At 64.9% G+C, this 24397-nt stretch carries 26 protein-coding genes; 12 read left to right on the top strand and 14 right to left on the bottom strand.

Going from position 1 to position 24397, the window contains the following annotated elements; all coding sequences use genetic code 11:
- Window positions 1-326: 326 nt before the first annotated feature.
- The 8 genes from eda to AX702_RS11740 all read right to left on the bottom strand — a co-directional run bounded on the left by eda (window position 327) and on the right by AX702_RS11740 (window position 7915).
- Window positions 327-932, bottom strand: coding sequence for a bifunctional 4-hydroxy-2-oxoglutarate aldolase/2-dehydro-3-deoxy-phosphogluconate aldolase (eda, locus tag AX702_RS11775; protein ID WP_066779768.1), 606 nt, complete (start codon window positions 930-932; stop codon window positions 327-329).
- Entirely contained in the window at window positions 929-1897 is a 969-nt protein-coding gene (gene glk / locus AX702_RS11770) for a glucokinase (RefSeq protein ID WP_066779766.1), read from the bottom strand. The genes eda and glk overlap by 4 nt, the downstream gene beginning before the upstream one ends.
- 135 nt (window positions 1898-2032) lie before the next feature.
- On the bottom strand, window positions 2033-3850 hold the full coding sequence (gene edd, locus AX702_RS11765; RefSeq protein WP_066779764.1) for a phosphogluconate dehydratase: 1818 nt from the start codon (window positions 3848-3850) through the stop codon (window positions 2033-2035).
- Window positions 3851-3955: 105 nt separating this feature from the next.
- Window positions 3956-4663: a 6-phosphogluconolactonase gene (gene pgl / locus AX702_RS11760; protein ID WP_066779762.1), complete on the bottom strand. Its 708-nt coding sequence runs from the start codon at window positions 4661-4663 to the stop codon at window positions 3956-3958.
- Window positions 4664-4817: 154 nt separating this feature from the next.
- On the bottom strand, window positions 4818-6281 hold the full coding sequence (zwf, locus tag AX702_RS11755) for a glucose-6-phosphate dehydrogenase (protein ID WP_066779760.1): 1464 nt from the start codon (window positions 6279-6281) through the stop codon (window positions 4818-4820).
- Window positions 6282-6346: 65 nt separating this feature from the next.
- Entirely contained in the window at window positions 6347-7264 is a 918-nt protein-coding gene (gene argC, locus AX702_RS11750) for an N-acetyl-gamma-glutamyl-phosphate reductase (protein ID WP_066779759.1), read from the bottom strand.
- Window positions 7261-7566: a hypothetical protein gene (locus AX702_RS11745; RefSeq protein ID WP_066779758.1), complete on the bottom strand. Its 306-nt coding sequence runs from the start codon at window positions 7564-7566 to the stop codon at window positions 7261-7263. The genes argC and AX702_RS11745 overlap by 4 nt, the downstream gene beginning before the upstream one ends.
- 28 nt (window positions 7567-7594) lie before the next feature.
- Window positions 7595-7915 (bottom strand): MarR family transcriptional regulator, encoded by a 321-nt coding sequence (locus AX702_RS11740; RefSeq protein WP_066779756.1) that lies wholly within the window; start codon window positions 7913-7915, stop codon window positions 7595-7597.
- A gap of 208 nt (window positions 7916-8123) precedes the next feature.
- Between AX702_RS11740 and secG the strand changes: the two genes are divergently transcribed.
- The 3 genes from secG to AX702_RS11725 all read left to right on the top strand — a co-directional run bounded on the left by secG (window position 8124) and on the right by AX702_RS11725 (window position 10817).
- Window positions 8124-8513, top strand: a complete 390-nt coding sequence (gene secG / locus AX702_RS11735; RefSeq protein WP_066779754.1) for a preprotein translocase subunit SecG — start codon at window positions 8124-8126, stop codon at window positions 8511-8513.
- An 86-nt stretch (window positions 8514-8599) separates the two neighbouring features.
- Window positions 8600-10234, top strand: coding sequence for a CTP synthase (locus tag AX702_RS11730; RefSeq protein WP_066779752.1), 1635 nt, complete (start codon window positions 8600-8602; stop codon window positions 10232-10234).
- Window positions 10227-10817, top strand: coding sequence for an NUDIX hydrolase (locus AX702_RS11725; RefSeq protein ID WP_066779751.1), 591 nt, complete (start codon window positions 10227-10229; stop codon window positions 10815-10817). The genes AX702_RS11730 and AX702_RS11725 overlap by 8 nt, the downstream gene beginning before the upstream one ends.
- A gap of 149 nt (window positions 10818-10966) precedes the next feature.
- On the opposite strand, the gene AX702_RS11720 is transcribed toward AX702_RS11725, so the two are convergent.
- Window positions 10967-11437, bottom strand: a complete 471-nt coding sequence (locus AX702_RS11720) for an Hsp20 family protein (RefSeq protein ID WP_066779785.1) — start codon at window positions 11435-11437, stop codon at window positions 10967-10969.
- Window positions 11438-11650: 213 nt separating this feature from the next.
- Here AX702_RS11720 and AX702_RS11715 point away from each other — a divergent pair, with 213 nt between their 5' ends.
- Entirely contained in the window at window positions 11651-14152 is a 2502-nt protein-coding gene (locus AX702_RS11715) for a TonB-dependent receptor (RefSeq protein WP_066779748.1), read from the top strand.
- 9 nt (window positions 14153-14161) lie between these two features.
- Here the strand turns inward: AX702_RS11715 and AX702_RS11710 are convergent, their stop codons facing one another.
- A complete protein-coding gene (locus AX702_RS11710) occupies window positions 14162-15049 on the bottom strand; it encodes a LysR family transcriptional regulator (RefSeq protein WP_066779746.1) in 888 nt (295 codons plus the stop codon).
- Window positions 15050-15168: 119 nt separating this feature from the next.
- On the opposite strand from AX702_RS11710, the gene AX702_RS11705 reads away from it, so the two are divergent.
- Together AX702_RS11705 and wrbA are read left to right on the top strand one after the other, a co-directional pair.
- A complete protein-coding gene (locus tag AX702_RS11705) occupies window positions 15169-15885 on the top strand; it encodes a pirin family protein (RefSeq protein WP_082746221.1) in 717 nt (238 codons plus the stop codon).
- Window positions 15886-15966: 81 nt separating this feature from the next.
- Entirely contained in the window at window positions 15967-16569 is a 603-nt protein-coding gene (wrbA, locus tag AX702_RS11700) for an NAD(P)H:quinone oxidoreductase (protein WP_066779742.1), read from the top strand.
- 115 nt (window positions 16570-16684) lie between these two features.
- Here wrbA and AX702_RS11695 read toward each other — a convergent pair whose 3' ends face one another.
- Entirely contained in the window at window positions 16685-17473 is a 789-nt protein-coding gene (locus AX702_RS11695; RefSeq protein WP_066779740.1) for a M15 family metallopeptidase, read from the bottom strand.
- A gap of 47 nt (window positions 17474-17520) precedes the next feature.
- On the opposite strand from AX702_RS11695, the gene AX702_RS11690 reads away from it, so the two are divergent.
- From AX702_RS11690 to AX702_RS11675, 4 genes are all read left to right on the top strand, one after another.
- On the top strand, window positions 17521-18174 hold the full coding sequence (locus AX702_RS11690) for an RluA family pseudouridine synthase (RefSeq protein ID WP_066779780.1): 654 nt from the start codon (window positions 17521-17523) through the stop codon (window positions 18172-18174).
- A complete protein-coding gene (arfB, locus tag AX702_RS11685; protein ID WP_066779738.1) occupies window positions 18167-18565 on the top strand; it encodes an alternative ribosome rescue aminoacyl-tRNA hydrolase ArfB in 399 nt (132 codons plus the stop codon). Before AX702_RS11690 ends, arfB begins: the two co-directional genes overlap by 8 nt.
- Window positions 18566-18616: 51 nt before the next feature.
- Complete coding sequence (locus AX702_RS11680) at window positions 18617-18946, top strand: hypothetical protein (RefSeq protein WP_066779737.1); 330 nt, start codon at window positions 18617-18619, stop codon at window positions 18944-18946.
- Between the two features lie 254 nt (window positions 18947-19200).
- On the top strand, window positions 19201-20121 hold the full coding sequence (locus tag AX702_RS11675) for a helix-turn-helix transcriptional regulator (protein ID WP_156455458.1): 921 nt from the start codon (window positions 19201-19203) through the stop codon (window positions 20119-20121).
- A gap of 9 nt (window positions 20122-20130) precedes the next feature.
- Here the strand turns inward: AX702_RS11675 and AX702_RS11670 are convergent, their stop codons facing one another.
- Complete coding sequence (locus tag AX702_RS11670; protein ID WP_066779735.1) at window positions 20131-21318, bottom strand: mechanosensitive ion channel family protein; 1188 nt, start codon at window positions 21316-21318, stop codon at window positions 20131-20133.
- A 133-nt stretch (window positions 21319-21451) separates the two neighbouring features.
- On the bottom strand, window positions 21452-22402 hold the full coding sequence (locus AX702_RS11665; protein WP_082746224.1) for a DNA topoisomerase IB: 951 nt from the start codon (window positions 22400-22402) through the stop codon (window positions 21452-21454).
- 170 nt (window positions 22403-22572) lie between these two features.
- On the opposite strand from AX702_RS11665, the gene AX702_RS11660 reads away from it, so the two are divergent.
- Both AX702_RS11660 and fdhD read left to right on the top strand, forming a co-directional pair.
- On the top strand, window positions 22573-23124 hold the full coding sequence (locus tag AX702_RS11660; protein WP_066779730.1) for a type 1 glutamine amidotransferase domain-containing protein: 552 nt from the start codon (window positions 22573-22575) through the stop codon (window positions 23122-23124).
- Window positions 23125-23164: 40 nt separating this feature from the next.
- The gene (fdhD, locus tag AX702_RS11655; RefSeq protein WP_066779778.1) at window positions 23165-23953 is read left to right on the top strand and encodes a formate dehydrogenase accessory sulfurtransferase FdhD; all 789 of its coding nucleotides are present in this window, start codon (window positions 23165-23167) and stop codon (window positions 23951-23953) included.
- A 54-nt stretch (window positions 23954-24007) separates the two neighbouring features.
- Here the strand turns inward: fdhD and AX702_RS22900 are convergent, their stop codons facing one another.
- Window positions 24008-24307: an HNH endonuclease gene (locus tag AX702_RS22900; RefSeq protein ID WP_082746220.1), complete on the bottom strand. Its 300-nt coding sequence runs from the start codon at window positions 24305-24307 to the stop codon at window positions 24008-24010.
- Between the last annotated feature and the right edge of the window lie 90 nt (window positions 24308-24397).

The following is a 24397-nucleotide window of genomic DNA, read 5'->3' as shown; positions in this document are numbered from 1 at the left end:
TCGAGGCGCCGCCGGTGAGCGAACAAGGCGCGCGGCCGCTGACCAAGCTGATCACGAGCGAGGCGGCGGAGTAGGCTTCTGGCGCTACGTCATGCCGGGCTCGTCCCGGCATCCAGGGTACCGCGTCTCCTACACCTTCGGGTATTCGGAGGACTGGATGCCGGGACCAGCCCGGCATGACGTATTTGATTGACGTTGCTTTGATCACCTTGTCGTCCCGCACTTGATCCGGGATCCATCGTGCGGCGGTCGTTGGTCGACGATCGCGCGTCAGCGCCCGCAGCGCCATGGATCCCGGCGCGAGGCCGGGATGACGGAGGGTCTTCTTACGCCCGCAGCGCCGCCGCTGCTCGCGCCTTGGCCTCGATCGCCGTCGGCGTACCGCCCGCGACCCAGCTCCCGCCGACGCACAGCACCGGTGCGAAGGCCAGCCAGTCGGGCGCGCTTGCCTCGGTGATCCCGCCAGTGGGGCAGAAGCGGCATTGGTGGAAGGGCGCGGCGAGCGCCTTCAGCGCCTTCAGCCCGCCGGAGGTTTCGGCGGGGAAGAACTTGAAGTGGGTGAGCCCCAGATCAAGGCCGCGCATGATGTCGCCCGCCGTGGCGACACCGGGAAGAAACGGTACGCCGCTGGCAATGATGGGCTCGGCCAGTCGCTCCGTAAGGCCGGGCGACACGATGAACTCGGCGCCCGCGTCCATGACCTGACTGAACTGCTCGCCGGAGACGACCGTGCCCGCGCCAACGATCGCGCCGGGGACCTTTTTCATCTCGCGTATGGCGTCGAGGGCGGCAGGGGTGCGCAGGGTGACTTCAAGAACGCGCAGCCCGCCGGCGACCAACGCCTCCGCCACTGGGCGGGCGCTGGCCACGTCATCGATGACGAGTACGGGGATGACCGGGCTGGTCCGCATGATGTCGGCGATGGTGGTCATGCCGTATGCTCCTGGGCGAAGGCAGCGGCGGCGCCGAAGAGGCCCGGCTGCGGGTGGGTGATGAGCTTGACCGGAATGCCGGCCATCATCGACTGGAAGCGGCCCTTGGCGACGAAGCGCTGGTCGAAGCCGGAACGGATCAGCTTGTCCTTGATGCGCAGTCCGAGACCACCGGCGATCACCACGCCGTTGGCGCCATGCGCCAGCGCGAGATCGCCCGCGGTCGCGCCAAGCGCGAGGCAGAAGCGATCGAGCGCGGCGAGCGCGATCGAGTCCGTGCCCTCCAGCGCCTCGGTCCAGATCGCCTTGTCCTCGCGGGTCGGAACGGAACGGCCCTCCATCTCGGCCAGCGTTTCATAGATGGCGACGATACCCGGGCCAGCGCAGATCCGCTCAGTCGAGACGCGGGTGAAGGTGCGGCGGAGGCGCTTCAGGATCGCGTCTTCGATGGGATCAAGCGGCGCGTAATCGACGTGCCCGCCCTCCGTGGGGAGGACGTGATAGCTGCCGTTGGTCTTGAACACCTGAGCGACGCCGAGCCCGGTGCCGGGACCACAAATGGTGGTCACGCCCTTTGCCGGGATCGGCGTGTCCGGGCCGCAGAGATGGTCGAAATCGCTCTCCGGCAATTGTGCGACGGCGTGGCCGATGGCGCCGAAGTCGTTGATGATCGTGTAAGTCTCCGCCCCCAAGCGCTCGGGAATGAGCGATGGGCGGATCACCCAGGGATTGTTGGTCAAGCGGATGACATCGCCGGTGATCGGCGAGGCGACCGCGATGGCAGCCGCCTTAGGAACGGGTCGATCGAGCTTCTTCTCGAACGCCTGCCACGCGGTTTGCAGGCTGGCATGCTCGGCCGTCTTGAGCGTGACCGGCTCGCCGAGCGAGACGACGCGGCCGTTCTCGACCTCCGCAATGGCAAAGCGGGCGTGCGTGCCGCCGATGTCTACTGATACGACTTCCATCTTTTACTCCCCTTCCCCATCAGGGGAGAGGGCCGGGGAGAGGGGCAGCCCCTCGCATCCGGCCCATGCGTTCAGAGGCTTGCATCGCCCCTCTCCCAACCCTCCTCCCCGGCAGGGAAGAGGGCTTTCGCTTCTCTACAATCCAGCGCCTGCCAGCACCGCGCTTGCGCCGCGTTCCGCCTCGTCGGCGAGACCGCGGAACATGCCGAACAGCTCGCGGCCGAAGCCGTCGGCGGTTGGCGGTGCGTCGGCGGGTGCGCGCGCGGCCCATACACCCGCGTCGACCAGTGCCTCTAGCGTGCCGGCCTCCGCATCGACGCGGATGAGGTCGCCATCGCGGATCAGGCCGATCGGCCCACCACCGAGCGCCTCGGGCGAGACGTGGATCGCCGCCGGCACCTTGCCCGACGCGCCGGACATGCGGCCGTCGGTGACGAGCGCGACGCGAAAGCCCTTGTTCTGCAGCACGCCGAGCGGCGGGGTGAGCTTGTGCAGCTCCGGCATGCCGTTGGCACGTGGGCCCTGGAAGCGGACTACGACGACCACGTCGCGATCGAGTTCACCGGCCTGGAATGCCGCAAGCACCTCTGCCTGGTCGGAGAAGACCGCGGCAGGAGCCTCCACGATCCAGCGGTCCTGCTCGACCGCGGAAACCTTGATGCAGGCGCGGCCGATGTTGCCGGCAAGGATGCGCATGCCGCCATCGGGTGAGAAGGGATCGGCGGGGGTGCGCAGGATCGTGTCGTCGCCGCTCGGGCCGGGATCGCGCCAGACGAGGGCGTCGCCATCAAGCGTCGGCTTCGCCGCGGCATCGGTGAGCGACTGGCTGCCGGCGGTGAGGATGTCGCCATGGAGGTGCCCGCTCGCGATCAACTCGCGGATGACGAACGCCATGCCGCCTGCTTCCTCGAAGCCGTTCACGTCGGCGGCGCCATTGGGATAGACACGCGCGATGAGCGGCACGGCGCTGGAGAGGCGATCGAGATCCTCCCAGTCGATGATGATCCCAGCGGCGCGGGCGATGGCGGGGAGGTGAAGCAAATGGTTGGTCGAGCCGCCGGTCGCGAGCAAGCCGACGGCCGCGTTCACGATCGCGCGCTCGTCCACGCAATGGCCGATCGGGCGATAGTCGTTACCGCGCCAGCCAAGCTCGGCGACGCGGTGAACGGCGGCGCGGGTCAGTGCCTGACGAAGCTTCGTACCCGGATTGACGAAGGCGGCGTTGGGAACGTGGAGCCCCATCACCTCCATCATCATCTGGTTGGTGTTGGCGGTGCCAAAGAAGGTGCAGGTGCCCTGCGTGTGATAGGCGGCGATCTCGCTGTCGAGCAGCTCCTCCCGGTCCGCGTCGCCGGTGGCGTAGCGCTCGCGCACGGCGGCCTTGGCCTTGTTCGACAGGCCCGAAGGCATCGGGCCGCCAGGCACCAGCAGCATGGGGAGGTGGCCGAAGCGGAGCGCCCCCATGAGGAGACCGGGAACGATCTTGTCGCAGATGCCGAGCAGCAAAGCGCCTTCAAACGTGCCGTGGCTGAGCGCAATGGCAGTGGCGAGGGCGATCGTGTCGCGACTGAACAGCGACAGCTCCATTCCCGCATAGCCCTGCGTCACGCCGTCGCACATCGCCGGCACGCCGCCTGCGACCTGCGCGGTCGCGCCGACCTCGCGCGCCCAGACCTTCATCTGTTCGGGGTAACGATAATAGACCGCATGGGCGGAGAGCATGTCGTTATAGGCGGTGACGATGCCGATGTTCATGCCGCCTCCTGCCTTCATCGCAGGGCGGTCCTCCTCCGTACCGGCATAAGCGTGCGCGAGGTTCGCGCAGCCGAGCATCGGGCGGCCAATCCACTGGTCCCGCTCCCGGGTTAGCAGGTCGAGGTAGCGCGTGCGGCCCTCGCGCGAGCGAGCGATGACGCGATCGGTGACGGCGGAGACGACAGAGTGCAACGGCATAAGGATACTCTACTCCGTTCGCCCTGAGCTTGTCGAAGGGCGTGTTCCGACACGGGCTTCGACAGGCTCAGCTCGAACGGGGAGGGGAGACACAGATCGGCTAGGTCACTCCGCCCAGTGAATATCCACCGGCAATTCGGCATCGGCCAGGACGCGGCCGATCGGATATGGCGATCCGGCACCCTGGGCGATGGCGTCTTCCAGCACCTTGCGCTTCTTCGCGCCGGTGACGGCGATCATCAGCGCCTTGGCCGAGATGATACCGGCGCGCGACAGCGTGACGCGGGGGACGGGCGCTTCCTCGGGCAGCGGCTCCGGCATGACGCCGAGCGCGCGGCGTTCGCGTGGGCCGTTCAGCGCCTCGTCAAAATCCGGGCCGGGGAAGATCGATGCGGTATGGCCGTCGCCACCGACACCGAGCAAGCAGAGGTCGAGCGGCCAGTGCAGGTCCTGCATCAGCGCGTCCGCCGAGCGGCCGGCAGCCTTGTAGTCGGCGGTCGCCTGCGGGACGATCGGGATGACGCGCGCGCCCTTGGGAATGAAGGTCTTGCCGATCATCGTGACGTTGCTGAGCGGATCGCCGAGCGGCACGATGCGCTCATCGGTCGGCAGGATCGTCACGCGCTTCCAGTCAAGCTTCGCACCGGCAAGCTTCTGATAGATTGGCACAGGGGTCTTGCCGCCCGGCAGTGCGATAACCGCAGCGCCGCGCGCATCAATCGCGCTTTCGATGATGAACTGCACATCGCCGGCGACAGCCTCCGCCATTTCCGCCGCGTCATCATATTCCCACCACTCGATTTCGTCGCTCATTCCATTTCCTTTCTCCCTCTGCCCGCTTGCGGGGAGAGGGTCGGGGAGAGGGGCAGTTACGAGCGTGGCGCTCCGACACTGCTCCTCTCCCGACCTCCCCCGGCTTTCGCCGGGGTCGGCCACCCTCTCCCCGCCAGCGGGGAGAGGGAGACCATCAATCGTCCTGCCAGGTCACGCCATCGCGCTCGGTCAACGCGATCGAGGCGGCCGGACCCCAGGTGCCGGCGCTGTAATGCTTCGGCTTCATATCGTTCGCCTTCCAGCCTTCGCGGATGGCGTCGATCCAGGTCCATTGCGCCTCCACCTCATCGCGGCGGACGAACAACGTCTGATCGCCCTCGATAAGGTCCAGCAGCAGGCGCTCATAGGCGATGCGGCGGCGCTTCCCGGCAAATTCGGCGTCCAGGCTGAGGTTCAGCGGCACTTCGCGCAGGCGTATGCCCTCACGATCAAGGCCCGGCTCCTTCGCCATCACCAGCAGCTGGATATATTCCTCGGGCTGGAGGCGGATCACCAGCATGTTGGGCTGCAGCAATCCGCCACGCCCCGAGAACATGGAGTGCGGCACCGGCTTGAACTGGATCGCGATCTCGCTGCGACGGGTCGGCATCCGCTTGCCCGTGCGCAGGTAGAAGGGCACGCCCTGCCAGCGCCAATTGTCGACATGCGCCTTCAGTGCCACGAAGGTTTCGGTGTTCGAATCCTTGCCGAGTTCCTCGTCATAGCCCTTGACGATCTCACCCTTCACCGCGCCGCCGACATATTGGCCGATCACGCTGTTCTGCGGCACTTCCTCCGGCTTCAGCTGGCGCAGCGAGCGGAAAACCTTGGCCTTCTCGTCGCGGATCTCGGTCACGTCATAGCGCGCCGGCGGCTCCATCGCGATCAGCGCGACGAGCTGCAGGATATGGTTTGCCACCATGTCACGGAGCGCGCCCGCCCCATCGTAATAGCCTGCGCGATCCTCCAGCCCGACCGTCTCGCTGACGGTGATCTGGACATTGTCGATCCCCTGCGCATTCCACACCGGCTCGAAGAAGGAGTTGCCGAAGCGCAGCGCGAGAATGTTCTGCACCGTCTCCTTGCCGAGATAGTGATCGATGCGGAAAGTGCGGTCCTCCGGAAAGGCGGTGGCGACACAATCGTTGATCTCGCGGCTGGAGGCGAGATCGTAGCCGAGCGGCTTTTCCAGCCCGATGCGCACCGTCTCACCGGCCAGACCCGCACTTTCCAGCCCGCGGATCACCTGTTCAAACAAAGATGGCGCGGTGGAGAGGAAGATAGCCAGCCCGCCGGAGACATCCCCGACCTTCGCGGCGAGCGCGTCATAGCCTTCCAGCGTAGTCGCATCGAGCGACTGGTATTGAAGGCGTGCCAGGAAGGACTGGATCGCATCCGGATCCTTGCGGTCCTTGGGGAGAAACTCTTCCAGCGCATCCTTCGCGAAGGCACGAAAGCTTTCGTCGTCATGGTCGGACCGGGCGGTGCCAGTGATGGTCAGTCCGTCCGGCAGCAGCTTGTCGGCATGAAGCCCGTAGAGCGAAGGCAGCAACATGCGCTGGGCCAGATCGCCCGTCGCGCCGAACAACAGTAATTTGCCCACGGGATTGCGCTGCATGGGGGCTCCTCCTTCTGGCTTGTCGCTGCGGCTATCGAAGCCGGCGGATCACGTCGTTTGCCCGGTCAGTAGACCAGACCGGCGAGTGGATCGGCGCCGATCATCAGGTTCAGGTTCTGCACCGCAGCCCCGGACGCGCCCTTGCCAAGGTTGTCCAGCATCGCAACCAGACGCGCCTGGCGGCCATCGGGATCGGCAAAGACCCACAGGTCGAGGCGATCGTTGGGCGCGGCGTGGGCGCTCATGATCAGTTCGTCCGGCTGGTCATCGTGAACGGTGACCAAGGATGCCGTATCGAACGTGGCGTGCAGCACGTCCAGCATCGCCGCGCGCGTGGGCGCGGTCGGCAAGGCGGCGAGCGGAACGGGCACCTCAACGATCATGCCGCGGAACGCCCGAGTGACGGATGGCGCGAACAGGGGCGGGTGAACCAATCCGGCGTGGCGCTGCATTTCCGGCACATGCTTGTGGCCCAGCGAATAGCCATACCCGCGGAAGGCAAGATCAGGCTGCTCGTCAAATCGGGCGATCAGCGCCTTGCCGCCACCGGAATAACCGGACACGGCATTGACGGTGAAGGGCCAGTCGGCGGGCAGCACGCCGGCGCGAACAAGCGGTGCCACCAGCGCCAGAAAGCCCGTGGGATAGCAGCCCGGGTTCGACACGCGCGTGGCCCCCGCGACGTCGAAGCCGAGTTCGGGAAAGCCATAGGTCCAGCCATCCGCGACGCGGAACGCGCTGGACGCATCGATCACGCGGGTCCCCGGATTGTCGATCAGCGCCACGGCCTCACGCGCGGCATCATCGGGAAGGCAAAGAATGACGACATCGGCGGCGTTGATGGCATCGCGCCGAGCGTCGGCGTCCTTCCTTTTCTCTTCCGGCAGCGTCACCAACGCCAGGTCCGTGCGCTGTTCCAGCCGCTCGCGAATTTCCAGCCCGGTGGTGCCCGCCGCGCCGTCGATGAAGATGCCGGCCTTCATGCCTTGTCTCCGAGCTTCGCGGTGCCATCAACACGAAGTGCGTCTGCCCGGACGTAACCGACCAGGCCTGTTGCCGGCGCGACGCCCCAGGCCAGCTCGCCTGTGACATCGAGAAGCTCGAACAAGTCGCCGGGTGACAGGGTTGCCAATACGTCTGAATTGGCAGCGCCGGTCGCGTGCATGGGCGCGGCAGCCGCAACGGTGCGGGACAGGGGGGCGGCGTAATGCGGCGCGAATACCTGATCGGCGAGGCGGACGTCTGCTAGGTCGCCGCGTACCGCATGACGCGTTGGATCAAGCACGCGCGATCTTCCGACAAGCGCGAACGTCTTATGCGGTGGCACGAGCGGGGACGGGCTGGTCGCCGTCGCCGAGAAACTGGCCGAACTCCTCAAGAAAATTTGCCCCTTCGGAAGTGCGCGCGACGAAGATGTTGCGCTTGTCGCTATCATCGCGTTGGCGGCGCAGATAGCCGAGCGCACCAAGTCTGTTCAAGGCGCGTGTCACGACCGGCTTGGAAACGTTCAATATGCGGGCCAGGCCGCGCACCGTATGGGGCCCCGGTTTCAGATAAACCACCAGCAACAATGCCATTTGCCGATTGGTGAGATCTGGCTCCCCCGAGCGGACATAGTCCACCAGGGTGTTCATCCATGAACTCAGATCGGAATTCGCCAAGCTTGCCACGATGCGTCATCCGGAAAACACGGCCGCTGATGCGTGCCATTCGCGTCAGATAACGTCCACCTGCCCGGCTGGTTTCAGTACTGTCACGAAATCGACCAATGGTTGATCGCCGGGCCGCTGCGCCCTATGTGCGCGCATCCGCCGGCAGGGTCGGCATCATATCGGGTCCAGCATGTTCACCTTCCTTCTCGTCGTTCAGGCGATCATCGCAGCCGCACTCGTTACGGTGATCCTGATGCAGCGGTCGGAAGGCGGCGGCCTGACCAGCAGCGGCAGCCCTTCCGGCCTGATGTCGGCGCGCGGCGCCGCCGATTTCCTGACGCGCGCGACTTCCGTGCTTGCCGGACTCTTCGTTGTCCTGTCCATCGCGCTGGCCGTGTTGGCGGCGACGCGCGGGGGCACCAATGTCGACACCTCGCTGGAGCGCACGGCGCCGGTGAGCCAGACGGCGCCGCAGCCGCAGGCCGATGACGCGGCACTTTCCGGTGCGGAGGCGGCGGCAGCTACAGCAGCGGCGAACCAGACCGTGCCGGCCGACAACGGCGTTCCGCTCGCCCGTTAATTCACTCCGGTTCGCCGGTTTCGTTGCGCCCGCGTGTACGCGGGCGCTTGTCTATCATGCTTGTTCGAGGGTAATCCGATATTCCCATGGCGCGGTTCATTTTCATCACCGGCGGCGTGGTCTCCTCGCTTGGCAAGGGTCTCATGGCGGCGAGCCTCGCGGCTCTCCTGCAAGCACGCGGATATCGCGTGCGAATCCGCAAGTTCGATCCTTATCTGAACGTCGATCCGGGCACGATGAGCCCGTACCAGCATGGCGAAGTCTACGTGACCGACGACGGGGCGGAGACGGATCTCGACCTGGGCCATTATGAACGCTTCACCGGCGTCGCGGCGCGGCAGAGCGACAATGTCACGTCGGGCCGGATCTATCAGCAGATCATTCAGCGCGAACGGCGCGGCGATTATCTGGGCGCGACGGTGCAGGTGATTCCGCACGTGACGGACGCCATCAAGGCATTCGCCCGTGACCAGACCGACGACCTGGATTTCGTGCTGTGCGAGATCGGCGGAACGGTGGGCGACATCGAATCGCTGCCCTTTATCGAAGCGATCCGGCAGCTGAAGAACGAAGTCGGCCGCGGCAATGCGATCAGCGTGCACGTGACGCTGGTGCCCTATATCGCCGCCGCTGGCGAGCTGAAGACCAAGCCGACGCAGCATTCCGTGCGCGAGCTGGCGGCGCTGGGCGTGCAGCCTGACGTTCTCGTCTGCCGCTGCGAACAGCCGCTTCCGCCGTCCGAACGCGCCAAGATCGCGCTGTTCTGCAACGTGCCCGAGACCGCGGTCATCCCCGCGCTGGATGCGAAGAGCATCTATGCCGTGCCGCTGCAATATCATGGCGAGGGGCTCGATTCGGAAGTGCTGCGCGCATTCGGAATCACTCCGTCCTCGCCGCCGGATCTCACCCGCTGGGAGCAGATCGTCGATCGCCTGACCAACCCGGAAGGTGAAGTGACGGTCGGCGTGGTGGGCAAATATGTCGGCCTGCAGGACGCCTACAAGTCGCTCAACGAAGCGTTGGTCCATGGCGGCATCGCCAACAAGGTGAAGGTCAACATCCGCTGGATCGACGCCGAGCTGTTCGAGAATGACGATGCGGAGATCGCGGCGCAGCTCGAACCGTGCGACGCAATCCTGGTACCGGGTGCGTTCGGCGAGCGGGGCGCGGAAGGCAAGATCGCCAGCGTCCGTTTCGCGCGTGAGCGGGAGATCCCCTATTTCGGCATCTGCTTTGGTATGCAGATGGCGTGCGTCGAGGGTGCGCGTGATCTCGCTGGCATCGAGAATGCCTCGTCGACCGAGTTCGGCCCCACGCCGGAGCCGGTTGTCGGCCTGATCACCGAATGGATGGGTCGCGACGGGCTGGAGAAGCGCGAGGCGGAAGGCGATCTGGGCGGGACCATGCGGCTTGGCGCCTATGAGGCTAAGCTGGACGGCAACAGCGTGGTTGCCTCGATCTATGGCGACACGACGATCCATGAACGTCACCGTCACCGCTACGAAGTGAATACCGGGTACAAGGAAGCGCTGGAGAAGGGCGGGCTCGTCTTCTCGGGCATGTCACCCGACGGAACGCTGCCGGAAATCGTGGAGCGGCCCGATCATCCGTGGTTCGTCGGCGTACAGTTTCACCCCGAACTGAAGTCCAAGCCGTTCGATCCGCACCCGCTGTTCGCCAGCTTCATCGGCGCCGCCGTCAAGCAGAGCCGGCTTGTCTGAGCAATCGGAGGGCGACCTGCCGCCCTGGCGGGTCGAATCCTCCCGGCGCGTGATCGATGATCCGTGGCTGCGGGTGCGCGCGGACGATTGCGTGACCGAAGAGGGCGTGCGGATTGCGCCCTTTTTCGTCACCGAACATCCCGACTGGGCGATCGTGATCGCCGTCGATGAAGGCGATCGGCTGCTGCTGGTCGACCAGTATCGGCATGGCTGGGGCATCACGAGTCGCGAGCTGCCGACCGGTGCCGTCGATCCCGACGATGCCGACCCGATCGCCGCCGGGCAGCGCGAGCTGCTGGAGGAAACGGGCTATGGTGGCGGCGAGTGGACGCTTGTCGCAACGCTGGCGCCGAACCCGGCCAATCAGTCCAACCGCTGCTACGCCCTGCTCGCCAGGGGCGTTCGGCAGATGGCGAAACCCAAGGACGAGCCGACCGAGCGGCTGCGCCTGATCGCGCTTCCCGTGAAAGAGGCTATGGCGATCGCCCGAACGGGCGGCATCGTCCAGGCGATGCACGTCGCGGCGCTTGCCATGGCAATGCCGGACGAGTGGAGCGCGAGCGGCGCATCAGCGACGACGTGATCTGACCGGGGCACGTTAAGCCAGCTCCAGGATCATGCCCCCGGTAGGTGCGTCCGGGGCAACTTTCGCTTCTAAAAAATGAAGGCGCCCGGGCCACCGGCCCGGACGCCCCACGACGCCTCGAAAGGGAGCAAAGAGGCGCCGAGCAGTTAGGCGGCTTGTGCCTCGTTCTCGTCACGCTTGTCCTCGACCACGGTCGGCTTCTGGCCGGACTTGATCGAGATGCTCTTCGGCTTCATTGCCTCAGGCACTTCGCGTACCAGATCGATCACGAGCAGACCGTCATTCAGCCGGGCATCCTCAACGAACACGAAATCAGCGAGTTCGAAGCGGCGCTCAAAGCTGCGGGTTGCAATGCCGACATGCAGGAAGTTCGGGCCGGTCGCCTTGTCGTCCTTCTTGCCGGCGACAAGCAGAAGGTTCTGCTGCGCAGTGATCTCGATCTCGTCGCGCGAGAAGCCCGCCACGGCAAGCGTGATGCGGTAGCGATCCTCGGCCAGACGCTCGAGATTGAAGGGCGGATAGTTCTCGGTCGACGAACGGCTATTCGCCTCGATGAGGTCGAACAGGCGATCGAAGCCGATGGTCGAACGGCGATAGGGGGTGAGATCCAGACGCATCTTCAATTCCTCCAGTGAGCGAGTTGAAAAGCGGCGGCGTGCATATTGCCACGTCACCGGCTGTGCGGCCCGTACGCGGCGCCGCACGCAAAGAAATCTGGTGCGGTCAAGTGACTTTTCAAGAGGCCCGGATCAAAATCCCCTAAGCTGATGGAGTATTGATTACCTACTTAATCGATGGGAGAAGGTGCGTGATCTAAATAGGGGTGGATCATGTCGATAACGCTTGCCTTCATTCTCGCTCAGGCCGCGGTGGCGCCAGCCGGCGATCAGCCGGTTCCATCACCAAGCGGAGTGCCAGCCGATCCGGCCAGCCAGGCGCCCGACGGGCAGAATGGGGAGCCTGCCGACGAGATTGGCCGATTGGGGCCGGCGCAACAGGCGGGAGGCGATATCGTCGTGACGGCCCGGCGCAGGGCAGAAACCGTGCAAGACGTGCCGATCGCCATGTCCGTCATCGGCGGCACCGCATTGGCGGAAACGGGCGCGTACAACGTCAACCGCCTGACGCAGCTTCAGCCCTCCCTGCAATTCTATTCCACCAACCCGCGCAATTCCGCCGCCAACGTGCGCGGTCTGGGGGCGCCGTTCGGCCTGACCAACGACGGGATCGAACAAGGCGTCGGCATCTATGTCGACCAAGTCTATTACAGCCGCATCGCCTCGGCGACGTTCGACTTTACCGATACGGAGCGGATCGAGATCCTGCGCGGTCCGCAGGGCACGCTGTACGGCAAGAACACGACGGCCGGCGCGATCAACATCACCACGCGCAAGCCAAGCTTCGAGACGGAAGCGCGCGCGGAAGTGACAGGGGGCAATTACGAGTTCTTCCAAGGCAAGTTCTCGCTGTCCGGGCCGTTGGTGGACGATGTGGTCGCCGCGCGTGTTTCCGGTTCGCTCACCACCCGTCGCGGCACGATCTACAACACGCTGCAGCGCGAGTGGCAGAACAGCCAGGACAATATCAGTCTGCGCGGCCAGATGTTGTTCCAGGCGGCGCCGAATTTGGACGTGACGCTCTATGCCGACTACAATCGGCAGAACCCCAATTGCTGCGTGCAATATTACGCACGCGTCGGCGCCACACAGCGCCCGCTTTCGCGCCAATATGCGGCGCTCGCCGCGGCCTTCGGCTATGCGCCGCCATCGACCGATCCGTTCGACCGGCGAACGGACGTGGACACCGATCTTCAGGCGAAGCAGGAACTTGGAGGCGCATCAGCGCTGGCCAACTGGAACCTGGGCGCGGGAACGCTGACATCGGTAACGGCGTGGCGCTTCTGGCACTGGAATCCGTCCAACGACCGAGACTTCATTGGCCTTCCGATAACGACCGTGTCGGCCAACCCGTCGCAGCAGAGCCAATTCACGCAAGAGCTGCGCTTCGCCTCGGACACCAAGGGAGCAGTGGATTACACCGTCGGCGCCTTCTACTTCTACCAGACGGTGGATACACAGGGGTTGCAGGTGCAGGGTCCGGCGGCGAGCCGCTTCCTGCTCAATCCCGGCAACCCGCCCTTCGGCCCGAATGGCTGCGCGACGGCCACGGCGGCGGCCTGCAATCCGGCGGTGTTGAACGGGCTTACCTCGCGCAACGAGATCGGGTTCAAGAACACCTCGGCGGCACTATTCGGCAAGCTGACCTGGCGACCGACGGAGAAGCTGGAGATCGCGCCGGGCATCCGGATAAACTACGACAAGAAGGAGGGCGATTACGTCGCCACCGTTACCGATGGCAGCGGCAGTACCACGCTGACCAACGATCAGCGCGGCGTGCTGGCTCCGCAAAGCTACAGCCCCGAGTTCGACAATTGGAATATCTCGGGCGACATCACCGTCGCTTATGAATTCGCACCGGATATCAACTACTATGCCACCTATGCGCACAGCTACAAGTCAGGCGGCATCAACCTTTCCGGCCTGCCGCTCGACGGCGCCAACAATCCGATCTTGGCGGTGCAGTCGATCGATCCGGAGACGGTGAATCACTTCGAACTGGGGCTGAAGACCCAATTCTGGGATCGCCGCGCGACGGTGAACATCGCGGCATTCTGGACCGAGATCGATGATTATCAGGCCACGGTGAACAACCAGCAGGTGGGCGTACTTCGCGGCTATCTGGCCAATGCCGGCAAGGTGCGCACGCGCGGCGTGGAGGTGGACAGCGCGTTCCGCCCGGTCGAGAACCTGAACCTGTACGTCAATGGCGCCTATACGGACGCGAAATACGTCCGCTTCGTGGATGCGCCGTGCCCGCCGGAACTGTCGGGTGGCACGACAGCTGCGGCGGGGCAGGCGGCAAGTGCGCCGGGTACGCCGGGCGGGATCAGCCCGCAGTCTTGCGACATTTCCGGCCAAGTGCTGCCTGGCGTGTCGAAATGGGCGTTCAGCTATGGTGCTGAATACGGCATTCCCACCGAGATCGGCGGCGTCTCAGGGCAGGTGTATATCGGCTATGACGGCAGCTATCGTTCGCGCTTCTCGTCCAACCCGTCACCGTCGCGCTACACCTGGGTGAATGGCTATGCGCTGTCGAACTTTCGGCTGGGCTTCAAGAACGATGACGGGCTGAATGTCTTCGCATGGCTGCGCAACGCCTTTGACGAAGACTATTTCGAGCTGCTGGCGACACAATCGGGGTCGACCGGCTTGATCGTGGGCCAGCCCGGTGATCCGCGCACCTATGGCATCACGCTGTCGGCACGGTTCTGATCCGGCCGCTCAGTCCCGCAGATGATCGCTGAGGTAAGCGATCAGCGCTTCCACACGGGCGGGGCGCAGCGGGCTGGGCGGGGTCAGGAGGTGCAGGCCGATCGGTTCGGGCCGCCAGTCGGGCATCAGCTCCACCACCGATCCGTCGGTCAGCGCGCTGCCGAGGATGAAGGCGGGGAGGCGAGCGATCCCCAGTCCGCCGACCAGCGCCGGCACCAGTGCCTCCCCGCTGTTGGCGGCGAGCGGGCCCTGCGCCTTGACGGAAATTTCCGCGCCGCCCGGCCCGCGAAAGCGCCACGGCCCGACCAGATTGGTATAGCCGAGCAGCTGGTGTTCGCCGAGCTGGCCAGGGTGCGTCGGAGTGCCGTGACGTTCAAGATAGGAGGGGGCGGCGACCATATAGGATTGGATCGAACACAGGCGCCGCGCCCGAAGCGAGCTGTCCGGCAGGTCCGCGATGCGCAGTGCCACATCGAAACCCTCAGCGACGATATCGACGCGGGCGTCGGAGAGATGCAGTTCCACCTCGATGCCGGGATGATCGCCAAGAAAGCGGGTGAGAAGCGGAGCGACATTGCTGACGCCGAAGGTCATGGGTGCGGCAAGCCGGATCCTGCCCACCGGATCCAGCGCCCCGTCGCGCGCGGCTTCTTCCGCGGCATGGGCCGAAGCAAGGATCATGGCGGCATGTTCCGCGAGGGGGCGGCCGGCCTCCGTCAGCGCCAGTCGACGCGAGGTGCGGTGAAACAGCGACTGGCCAAGATCTGCCTCGAGCCGCGAAATCGCCTTGGAGATGGTCGCCTTGCTCAGCCCGAGCGCCTCGGCAGCGCCGGTAAAGGAGCGGTGCTCGGCGACGGTGGCGAAGATGGCCCAGGCTTCGAGGTCCGGAAGGCGCATGGCGGCGACTCTTGTTTTTGATGCCGGGCGCAGCTTATTACTAGAAACAATCAGTTTCAATCGTTTCTGTTTATGTAGATCGGCTGTGATCCTACCTTCGCTTCAACACACGGAGGTTTATCATAACCGACACCCGCAACAACATCGACGTCAGACCGTTCGCCAGCCTTGGGCATGCCGATCACGGGTGGCTGGATGCGCGACATCATTTCAGCTTTGCGAGCTATCATGATCCGGCCCGCATGGGCTGGGGCGCGATCCGCGTCTGGAACGACGACACGATCGCGCCGCAGGCCGGCTTCCCGCCGCATCCGCACAGCGACATGGAGATCATCACCTATGTTCGCAGCGGTGCGATCACGCATCAGGATTCGATGGGCAATCGGGGGCGCACCGGCGCAGGCGACGTTCAGGTGATGAGCGCCGGCTCCGGCGTTCGCCACGCCGAATACAATCTGGAAAGCGAGCCCACGACGTTGTTCCAGATCTGGATCCATCCGCGCAGCAGCGGCGGCAGCCCGAGCTGGGGTGCGAAGCCATTCCCGAAGGGCGACCGCTCTGGCCGCTTCGTCACGCTGGCGAGCGGGTTCGCTGAGGACAATGATGCGCTGCCGATCCGCGCCGATGCGCGGGTGCTGGGCGCGACGCTGAAGAAGGGCGAGCGCGTCACTCATGTCGTTGGTGAAGGTCGCCACGCCTATCTCGTCGCCGCGACCGGTGCCGTGACCGTGAACGGCAAGGCCGTGTCGACCCGTGACGGCGTCGCCCTGGAGGGCGGATCTTATGACATCCTGGCCGCCGAGGACGCCGAACTCGTCCTTGTCGACGCAGAGTGATCGATACCGCGCCGCCTGTTGAGGGCGGCGCGGCGACGGACCAACATTTCGCCCGAGAGGGCCAATCAACGGAGATGCGCGATGACCAAGGTTCTTGTTCTCTATTATTCATCTTACGGCCACCTGGCGACGATGGCCGAGGCCGTGGCCGAAGGCGCGCGTGAGACCGGCGCCCAGGTGGATGTACGCCGCGTGCCGGAAACGGCGCCCAAGGAAGTTGCCGCTGCAGCCGGCTTCCGGGTTGATGAAACTCACCCTCAGATCGAAGGCGTCAATGCGCTGGCCGATTACGACGCGATCATCATCGGCGCGCCGACGCGGTTCGGGCGCATGCCGAGCCAGATGGCGGCGTTCCTCGACCAGGCCGGTGGTCTGTGGGCACGTGGTGCGCTGAACGGCAAGGTGGGCGGCGCCTTCACCTCGACCGGCAGCCAGCATGGCGGCCAGGAAGTGACGCTGTTCTCGATCATCACCAACCTGCTTCATTTCGGCATGACGGTGGTCGGCCTCGATTATGGTTATCAGGGCCAGATGACCATGGAAGCGATCCATGGCGGCTCGCCTTATGGCGCAACGACTCTCGCCGGCGGCGATGGCAGCCGGCAGCCCAGCGATATCGACCTGGGCGGTGCCCGCTATCAGGGCAAGCGGATTGCCGAAACGGCGGCCAAGCTGACCGCCTGATCCCCGATGCCTCGATCGATCGGCCGCGGCTCACCTGTATGAGGGTGGGCCGAGGCCGATCGCTCCGTTCGTGGGACACGGTGTGACGGACCACCTCCTCGGACGGTGACTGCGATCAGCGATCGCTGCGATCGCCGCGATCGCGACGCCGGTCCTTTTTCTTGCGTTTGCCTTTTATCGGCTCCTCGGCAGGTGCGGGCGCAAGCGTGGGGACGACGGCGGGCGGGACAATCATTGGCGCCGGATCGACCGCAGGATTGGCCGCGAAGTCCCGGCGCGCGCGTGCGAACAGGAAACGCGCACGTGCCGCACCGGGCGCCGCGCGAGACACGCCTACCCAGCGCCAGTGCCACGGTTCCCACTTCACGCCCTGCTTGTTGCTGGCCGGGAACGACATCTCGAAACCGTAACGCGCTGCATTGGCAGCGAGCCAGCGGAACGCCGGCTTGGCGGCCATGCAGGCTTCGGCGTCGGGGCAGCCATCGGCCGGACGGACGGTGAAATCCAGCGCATAGCCGGTTGCATGTTCGCTATGGCCGGGAGGAGCGGCCGAGATCGCCCGGTCGACCCCGCTTTCGCTTTCGCGCGTACGACAGAAGGTGCTCTGCTGATGCGACAGCGAGCGGTGGCAGGAAAAGGCGTACAGGCGGCCCTGTACCGCAGGGTCGCCGGCCGCCGCGGCAATCAACCGCTGTAGATCAGCGATCACTTCCGGCCGCAACCGGCATGGCCCCACGGCAAGATAGGCGGGCGCCGCGACCAATGTTCCAGGCGCGGCATCGCCATAGGGCAAATGGCCGAGCGCCCGCCCATCCTTGCCGATGGAGACGCTGACGCCGTTGCACAATTGTGCCTGAACGGGGGTGGCGGCAAAGAGGATGAGGAGCGGAATGTGACGACGCATCCTTGTCACTCTGGCCTCCGGACGCTGGTGATGGCAAGGGCAGCGGCATGATTGGAGATCAGGTGCTGTTCCTCGATGGCGAGGCGTTGATCATCGACAAGCCGGCGGGCCTGCCGGTCGATCGGCCGCGCGACGGCGCGATCAGCCTCGAAAATCATCTTTCGAACCTCACCTTTGGTTTCCGCCGGTGGCCGCAACCCGTCCACCGACTGGATCGGGATACGAGCGGTTGCCTGCTCCTGTCGCGCAATCCCAAGGCGCATGCCCGGTTCCAGCAGGCGTTCGAAAGCGGTGCCGTAATCAAGCGATACCTCGCCATTCTGGACGGAGTGCCGAGCGGCGGCGAGGCGGGCGAGATCGACATGCCGCTTGCGAAGACATCCACGGCGGAACAGGGCTGGCGAATGCGCCACGATCCCGCCGGCAAGGCGGCGCGCACCGCATGGCGCCTGATCAAGGTGCAGGACGGGCAAGCGCTGGTCGAGTTCCGTCCGGCGACCGGGCGGACGCACCAGATCCGGGTCCATGCGGCCGAAGGTCTCGGCGTGCCGGTGCTTGGCGACCCGGTTTACGGACGTGCGCACCGTTCCGGCATGATGCTGCATGCGGCGGAGCTGATCGTGCCGCGTCCCGGCAAGTCGGATGCCGCTGCGCAGGCGCCATGGCCCGCACGGTTCAGGGATGTGGGCTTCGATGATTGAGGTGCCCGAGGAGGCGCTGGAGGAGCGCTTCCTCGCCGCCTCCGGCCCCGGTGGACAGAATGTCAACAAGGTGGCCACGGCATGCCAGCTACGCGTTGATGTCTTTCGTCTTGGGCTGCATCCGGAAACCTACAGGCGGCTGAAGCTGCTGGCGGGATCTCGGTTGACGACATCGGGAACGCTGGTGATCACCGCGCGGCGCTTTCGCACTCAGGAAGCCAATCGCACCGATGCGCGCGAGCGTCTGGCCGAATTGCTCGTCAAAGCGGAGGAGCGCGAGGCGCGCCGCGTGAAGACCAAGCCGAGCCGCGCGGCCAAGGCGAAGCGGCTCGACGAAAAGAAGGGCAGAAGCACCGTCAAGGCAGCCCGTGGCAAGATCCGGGACTATTGAACGGTCCGAAGCGTGTATTATATTGCCCATACACCTTGTGGTAGGACGGCGATGGCGAAAAAGGGCAAGAAGAGCGGCTTTCGAATCCCGAAGGAGATCGGTGGTGTCAAAGTGCCGAAGGAGGCACGTCGCGCCGGTGAAGCCCTGATCGAAAAGGCCAACAGTCCGGCTGGCCGTCAGGCGCTCGCTTCCGGCCTGGCGATGGCCGCGACGGTCGCCGCCGCGGCTGCGGCTCGCCAGAACCGCCACGCCGAGCCCGCGGCAAAGCCAGATTCCGCCTGCGGCGCGCCAGGCGCGGGCGGCACTGATGCAAGTCGCGTGGCAGACGCCATTGGTGAAGCGGCCAATGCATTCATGAACCGAATCTTCAACCACAAATAGTTTGCCGGGGCGCAACAGATTGGCAGCGCCGCTTTCCTTGCCACCGCCGCTAAGTTAACCATCGGTGAAAACAACCGGGGGCGGGGCGTGTGGCAAAGCCATCGAGATTGGCGGATCAGTTCCTGGGGGCAGCAATTGAGCCCGGGCGTTGGCTTGATGTCTTGCAAGAACTGGCAGAGCAAACGGGATCGGACCATGCCCAGCTCATCGGGGTCGGTCCGAACTTTTCCCTGGGATTCAATTGGGTCAGCGACATGGACGCGGCCGCCCACGCGCTGGCCGATCGCGCGGAACTTATAACGCCGTCGACCAACTATCGCGTGGCGACCGGCGTTTCCCAGTCATTGCGCACCATCGCCTGGGAAGAGAGCTACGACGCCATCAAACCACGGCTGGTCGATGATGCCTATCTCGATCTCTGCAGTGATCTTCGGATCCCCTTTGGCTGCCAGACCAACCTGATCGTCGAACCGGATGGCCTCGTCGGCTTCGCGTTACTCCGGTCCCAGCGGAACGGGGCCACAACCGCGGAGACGCGCGCCCTGTTTGCGAGCGTGTGTTCGTCCGCGGGAGCTGCGGTTGCGCTCCAGCTGGGGCTGGAGCGGGAGGGCTATAAACTGGTCGCCGGCGCACTGGAGGCGATGAGCATCGCGTGCTTCGTGCTGGATCGCTCCATGGCCGTGCGCGGGACGAGCCGGGCGGCCGAAGATCTTCTCGCCAATGGTACGCTCATGCTGGTCGATGGTCATGTCGCATCACCGTCGCCTGCGGTTCAGCGCCTGCTGGCGAAGGCGACGAATGACGTCATGACGGGGCGGCTGGCTGCCACCAGCGTGACAGCTCCTGACCCCGCCGGCGCTTTGACCTTGAAGATCCACCGCCTGCCCGCACGCGAGTGGAACATGGGATTTGCGCCCTATGCGATCCTGATCGTCAACCATCCCGGCGCGGACAACGCGGCGCATGTCGCTCTGCTTCGCGACACGTACGGGCTGACCGTAGCGGAAGCGGAGATTGCCGTGATGCTGCGCCTTGGCCGCGCAAGGGATGCAATATGCGCCGCGCGCGCCATCACCCGGGAAACCCTGCGCAGTCACTTGCGATCTTTATTCGCCAAGCTGGGTGTGAAGAGGGAGACCGAGGCCATTCACCTGCTTCACACCCTGCTGCATTGATCGGGGAGATCAGCGCCGCTGCGCTGCCTGGGGCGATACTTCATGCACCGCCTGCACGTCAGGATAGGGCATGATGAGCTCACCATCGGGCGCGGCGGTGTAGGTCGTCTGCGTGGGATAGGGGATTGAAATCCCTTCCGCATCGAAGCGGCGGTAAATGGCGAGGCCAACGGCATGCCGCGCATCATAAGCGGTCTGATAGTCCGCCGCTGGCGTATCGAATTCGAGTTCAAAGTCGACCGACGACGCGCCAAAGGCGACAAAGCCCGCGCGCACGAACACCTGGCCGTTCTGCTCAACCTCTTCCTTCAATATCTCCGGAAGCCGGTTCAGCAGGTCGCGATCGGTTTCATAAGCCACGCCGATGGGCAGCTTGGTGCGCCGGCGTTCCCGCTGCGTGTTGTTGATGATCTCCTTGTCGAGGAGGTTGCGGTTCGAAATGATCCGCTGCTCCCCGTTGATCCCCCGGATACGGGTGGACTTGAGGCCGATTTCCTCGACGGTGCCGGAGCTTGCATCGTAAGTGATCGCATCGCCGCGACGGAACGGTCGATCAAAGATGATCGCCAGCGCGGCGAACAGATCGGCGAAGATGCCTTGCGCCGCCAGACCAATGGCAATGCCGCCGACGCCAAGGCCAGCGACTAGGCCCGTGACGTTCACGCCCAGGTTGTCCAGCACGACGACCAGTGCAATCGCGAACACGGCGATGGTGACCAGCAGGCGGATGAGACCCATGGCGTTCATCAGCGCTTCGCCGGAGTAATTCTCGGCACGGGTGCGATGCTCGATCGCGCCGAGGATCAGCTCACGTGCCCAGGTCGCCGCCTGGAACACCGCCGCCAGCGTGAAGAGGAAGTTGATCGTTTTCGCCACGATGGCAGGCGGATCGGCATAACCAGTCACCAGCTGCGCGGCGACCATGACGATGAAGAAGGTGCTGGTGCGCGCGATCGCACGCCCGAACACGGCCGACCAGCCCATGCCCGTGTGCGATCGACGGGCCAGCCGGGGCCCCAGGCCGCGCAGCCACAGGAGAGCGAGCGCGATGGTGGTGCCGATCGCCAGGGCGATCGCGATCTGCAGCCAGTGCGCGCTGAACCACTCGACACTGGAATTCCAGAATGCGGAGACCTGCTGTTGAACGTCGTCGGAAGAGATTTTCGGCAATGGTGCCGCGCTGTTCTTGGCTGTCATCCGATCCTTCTACGATGATTTCACTGGGCAGTGCGCCAGGACATGTCGCCATGTCGAGCGCGATAGGAATTGCGCGTGCTGCATCCGGCGGGCGTCAGCGTCGCACGCGAGGGCGCCGCGTGGAGACGGGAAGTCACGCCGCCTGTTGCGTGCTGCCGTTCTCGCCCGTTTCTAGAAAGGCGATCAGGCCGCGTTCGGCCCGGCTGAGCCAGCGCGTGGTGCGCGGCAGGTTCAAGCTTGTGCGGAACGCTTCCTGCCCATCCTTGATCAAGGCGATCAGCGCGGGATGAACATAGGACTTCCTGGCGATCGCGGGCGTGTTGCCCAGGCGCTCCGTGACCGGCGCGAGCAGCGTCTTCAGGCTGATGTCCTTCTTCGCATGCGCCAAGGTTTCAAAAGCAATCACGCTCGCTCCCCAGGTGCGGAAGTGCTTGGCGGTGAAATCCTCACCCATCGCTTCCTTGATGTAGGCGTTGACGTCCGAGGATGTGATCGGGCGTGCCTCGCCGCAATCATCGATATACTGGAACAGCTTCTGCCCGGGCAGATCCTGACAGCGCTTCACGAAGCGGGCGAGGCTGCCGTCGGTGATGGTCAGCATCCGCAGCTTGCCGGATTTCGCCTTGTACTGCAGCTTCAGCGTACTGCCACGGATCTGGGCGTGGCGATCGCGCAATGTGGTGACGCCGAAGCTCTTGTTGCTCTTGGCATAAGTCTCGTTGCCGATGCGCAGGTGCGCGATGTCCAGCAGCTTGACGATCGCGGCTATCGTCTTCTCCTTCGGATGACCCCGCAGCTTCAGATCAGCCTCGACCCGCTCCCGCAGCTTGGGGAGCCCGCGGCCGAAGGCGGCACAGAGATTGTACTTCTCATCCTCGCGCGCGGCGCGAAAATCGGGGTGGTAGCGATATTGCTTCCGGCCCTTTTCGTCCCAGCCAACCGCTTGAATATGTCCGTTGGGATCGGGACAGAACCACGCATCTCGATAGGCCGGCGGCAGGCCGATCGCGTTCAGCCGGTCGATCTCGTCGCGATCGGTGATGCGATTGCCTTCAGCGTCGAAATAGCCCCACCCATGACGCATCTTCTTCCGGGTGATCCCGGGTTCCTCATCGTCATGATACACAATCTTTGTCGACGGCACCGGCCAACCTCCACATATCGCGGGAAATGCGCGGACGGTCGCAGCGGTTCCGGAACGGGCAGATGCGCCACCGGTTGTGAGGGGGACCTGCAAACAGGAGTTCCCCCGACATGACCGATCTGTCCCACGCCCGCGTGCTCATCATTGCCACTGACGGATTTGAAGATGCCGAGCTGTTCGAGCCCCGTCAGGCGCTGCTCGACGCGGGCGCACAGGTGGCCTTGGCCTCGATCAAGACCGATCCGATCCAGGGTGTAAAAGGCGATACCGATCCGACGCGGACGATCACCCCGGACCTTACGTTGGATCAGGTGGACACCGAGGATTTCGACGCATTGCTGCTGCCGGGCGGGGTCGGCAATCCCGACAAGATGCGCATGGAGGATCGCGCCGTGGCGATCGTCGGGGAGTTCATGGACGACGACAAGATCGTGGCCGCCATCTGCCATGCGCCCTGGCTGCTGGTGGAGGCGGATGTGGTGGACGGCCGCCGCGTGACGAGCTGGCCGTCCGTGCGCACCGATCTGGAGAATGCCGGCGGGGAAGTGGTGGATGAGGAAGTCGTGATCGACCAAAACCTCATCACCAGCCGCAAGCCGGACGACATTCCCGCGTTCAGCCGCGCGCTGATCGCGGCGCTGGAGGACGAACTCGCCGGTTGACGGCTTGCGCCGCACTCATGCGCAGCCCACGGTGCCGCGCATGACAGGCGAGGTTAGGCCGGCGGCGGTTGAACGCCACTTCATCGAGGTGCCTGCCACAGGGCCGACCAGGCCAGTGTCGCGGGCGCTGGCTGATGAGGTGCCGATCGCGATCGAGTGCAACGGCCTGGCCTATGCCGTGCTGATGGCAACGCCCACTTCGGTGGAGGAGCTGGCAGCCGGATTTGCGCTTGGCGAGCGTTTGATCGATGGCGCGGATGACCTCCGCGCCATCGACGTTCAGGATGCGGGAGAGGGAATCCTTGCCCGCATCACGCTGGCACGGCGTGTGGCGGAGCGGATCACGCAGCGCGTACGTCACCGCAGTTCGGACGCATCCTGCGGCCTGTGCGGCGTGGAGACGCTCGCTCAGGCATTGCGGCCGCTGCCCACCGCCGCACGCTGGAACGGCGACGATGCCGCGGTGTTCGCGGCCTATCACGCACTGCGGGATCACCAGCCGCTCAACGCGCGGACCGGTGCGGTTCATGCCGCCGCCGCCTGCTCGCGCGCTGGTGAGGTGCGCGCGACCTATGAGGATGTTGGGCGCCACAATGCATTCGACAAACTGATCGGGTCGATGCTGCTGCGGGGACAGGGATGGGACGGCGGCTTTGCGCTGCTGACGTCGCGCTGCTCTTACGAGCTGGTGGAGAAGGCGGTGCTTGCGAGGTGCCCGATGCTGGCCACCATATCAGCTCCGACGCAGCTTGCGGTGGAGCGCGCCGCGACTGCGGGGCTGGCGCTGCGATCGCTCGTGCGCGCGGATACCTTGCTGGCGAGCGGGTGATGCTCTGGGCTGGCGAGCGGATCCGGTCCGCCAACCTCAAGTGAACCAAATTTGCTATCGTGGCCGATAGGTGGGCGCGTGAAAGTCCGCTGGCTTGTTCGCGATCCAGCCAAGAAAGCGCGCCATCGTTGGCAATGCGCGTACCGCTTCCATGTTCGCCAAACGCGCCAATGTCTTGTTGTCGACGGTAGCATGGATCGCCCGATGGCAGATCGGGTGAACCGGTGCGGTTTGCGTCCCGCCTCTGCTCTTTGGGACGACGTGATGCCACTCGATCCGCGAGCCAAGTGGCCGGCGACACAAAGCGCAGGCGGCTGGTAACGGTGTTTCACTGCGCGCTTCCGCGGCGGCCATGGCGATCTTGCGCTTAACCCGTCCCATCGCGCGTTCATATAGTGGCAGCGAGACCGGCTTGCAGCGCCGCGCGCAATCGGCATAACAACA

It is taken from the genome of Sphingomonas sp. CCH5-D11, from assembly GCF_001557395.1.
GTDB lineage: Bacteria > Pseudomonadota > Alphaproteobacteria > Sphingomonadales > Sphingomonadaceae > Sphingomonas.
The sequence above is the reverse complement of the archived record's forward strand: the minus strand, read 5'-3'. Positions and strand labels throughout refer to the sequence as shown.

What these genes read in the sequence shown, in the direction of transcription:
- wrbA (WP_066779742.1), top strand. Translation starts at nt 15,967, where the DNA reads ATGACCAAGGTTCTTGTTCTCTATTATTCATCTTACGGCCACCTGGCG.
- eda (WP_066779768.1), bottom strand. Translation starts at nt 932, where the DNA reads ATGACCACCATCGCCGACATCATGCGGACCAGCCCGGTCATCCCCGTA.
- AX702_RS11710 (WP_066779746.1), bottom strand. Translation starts at nt 15,049, where the DNA reads ATGCGCCTTCCGGACCTCGAAGCCTGGGCCATCTTCGCCACCGTCGCC.
- AX702_RS11695 (WP_066779740.1), bottom strand. Translation starts at nt 17,473, where the DNA reads ATGCGTCGTCACATTCCGCTCCTCATCCTCTTTGCCGCCACCCCCGTT.
- secG (WP_066779754.1), top strand. Translation starts at nt 8,124, where the DNA reads ATGTTCACCTTCCTTCTCGTCGTTCAGGCGATCATCGCAGCCGCACTC.
- arfB (WP_066779738.1), top strand. Translation starts at nt 18,167, where the DNA reads ATGATTGAGGTGCCCGAGGAGGCGCTGGAGGAGCGCTTCCTCGCCGCC.
- fdhD (WP_066779778.1), top strand. Translation starts at nt 23,165, where the DNA reads ATGACAGGCGAGGTTAGGCCGGCGGCGGTTGAACGCCACTTCATCGAG.
- AX702_RS11715 (WP_066779748.1), top strand. Translation starts at nt 11,651, where the DNA reads ATGTCGATAACGCTTGCCTTCATTCTCGCTCAGGCCGCGGTGGCGCCA.
- pgl (WP_066779762.1), bottom strand. Translation starts at nt 4,663, where the DNA reads ATGAGCGACGAAATCGAGTGGTGGGAATATGATGACGCGGCGGAAATG.
- AX702_RS11720 (WP_066779785.1), bottom strand. Translation starts at nt 11,437, where the DNA reads ATGCGTCTGGATCTCACCCCCTATCGCCGTTCGACCATCGGCTTCGAT.
- argC (WP_066779759.1), bottom strand. Translation starts at nt 7,264, where the DNA reads ATGAAGGCCGGCATCTTCATCGACGGCGCGGCGGGCACCACCGGGCTG.
- AX702_RS11675 (WP_156455458.1), top strand. Translation starts at nt 19,201, where the DNA reads ATGGACGCGGCCGCCCACGCGCTGGCCGATCGCGCGGAACTTATAACG.
- zwf (WP_066779760.1), bottom strand. Translation starts at nt 6,281, where the DNA reads ATGCAGCGCAATCCCGTGGGCAAATTACTGTTGTTCGGCGCGACGGGC.
- glk (WP_066779766.1), bottom strand. Translation starts at nt 1,897, where the DNA reads ATGGAAGTCGTATCAGTAGACATCGGCGGCACGCACGCCCGCTTTGCC.
- edd (WP_066779764.1), bottom strand. Translation starts at nt 3,850, where the DNA reads ATGCCGTTGCACTCTGTCGTCTCCGCCGTCACCGATCGCGTCATCGCT.
- AX702_RS11730 (WP_066779752.1), top strand. Translation starts at nt 8,600, where the DNA reads ATGGCGCGGTTCATTTTCATCACCGGCGGCGTGGTCTCCTCGCTTGGC.
- AX702_RS22900 (WP_082746220.1), bottom strand. Translation starts at nt 24,307, where the DNA reads ATGGCCGCCGCGGAAGCGCGCAGTGAAACACCGTTACCAGCCGCCTGC.
- AX702_RS11665 (WP_082746224.1), bottom strand. Translation starts at nt 22,402, where the DNA reads ATGCGTCATGGGTGGGGCTATTTCGACGCTGAAGGCAATCGCATCACC.
- AX702_RS11690 (WP_066779780.1), top strand. Translation starts at nt 17,521, where the DNA reads ATGATTGGAGATCAGGTGCTGTTCCTCGATGGCGAGGCGTTGATCATC.
- AX702_RS11660 (WP_066779730.1), top strand. Translation starts at nt 22,573, where the DNA reads ATGACCGATCTGTCCCACGCCCGCGTGCTCATCATTGCCACTGACGGA.
- AX702_RS11680 (WP_066779737.1), top strand. Translation starts at nt 18,617, where the DNA reads ATGGCGAAAAAGGGCAAGAAGAGCGGCTTTCGAATCCCGAAGGAGATC.
- AX702_RS11670 (WP_066779735.1), bottom strand. Translation starts at nt 21,318, where the DNA reads ATGACAGCCAAGAACAGCGCGGCACCATTGCCGAAAATCTCTTCCGAC.
- AX702_RS11740 (WP_066779756.1), bottom strand. Translation starts at nt 7,915, where the DNA reads ATGAACACCCTGGTGGACTATGTCCGCTCGGGGGAGCCAGATCTCACC.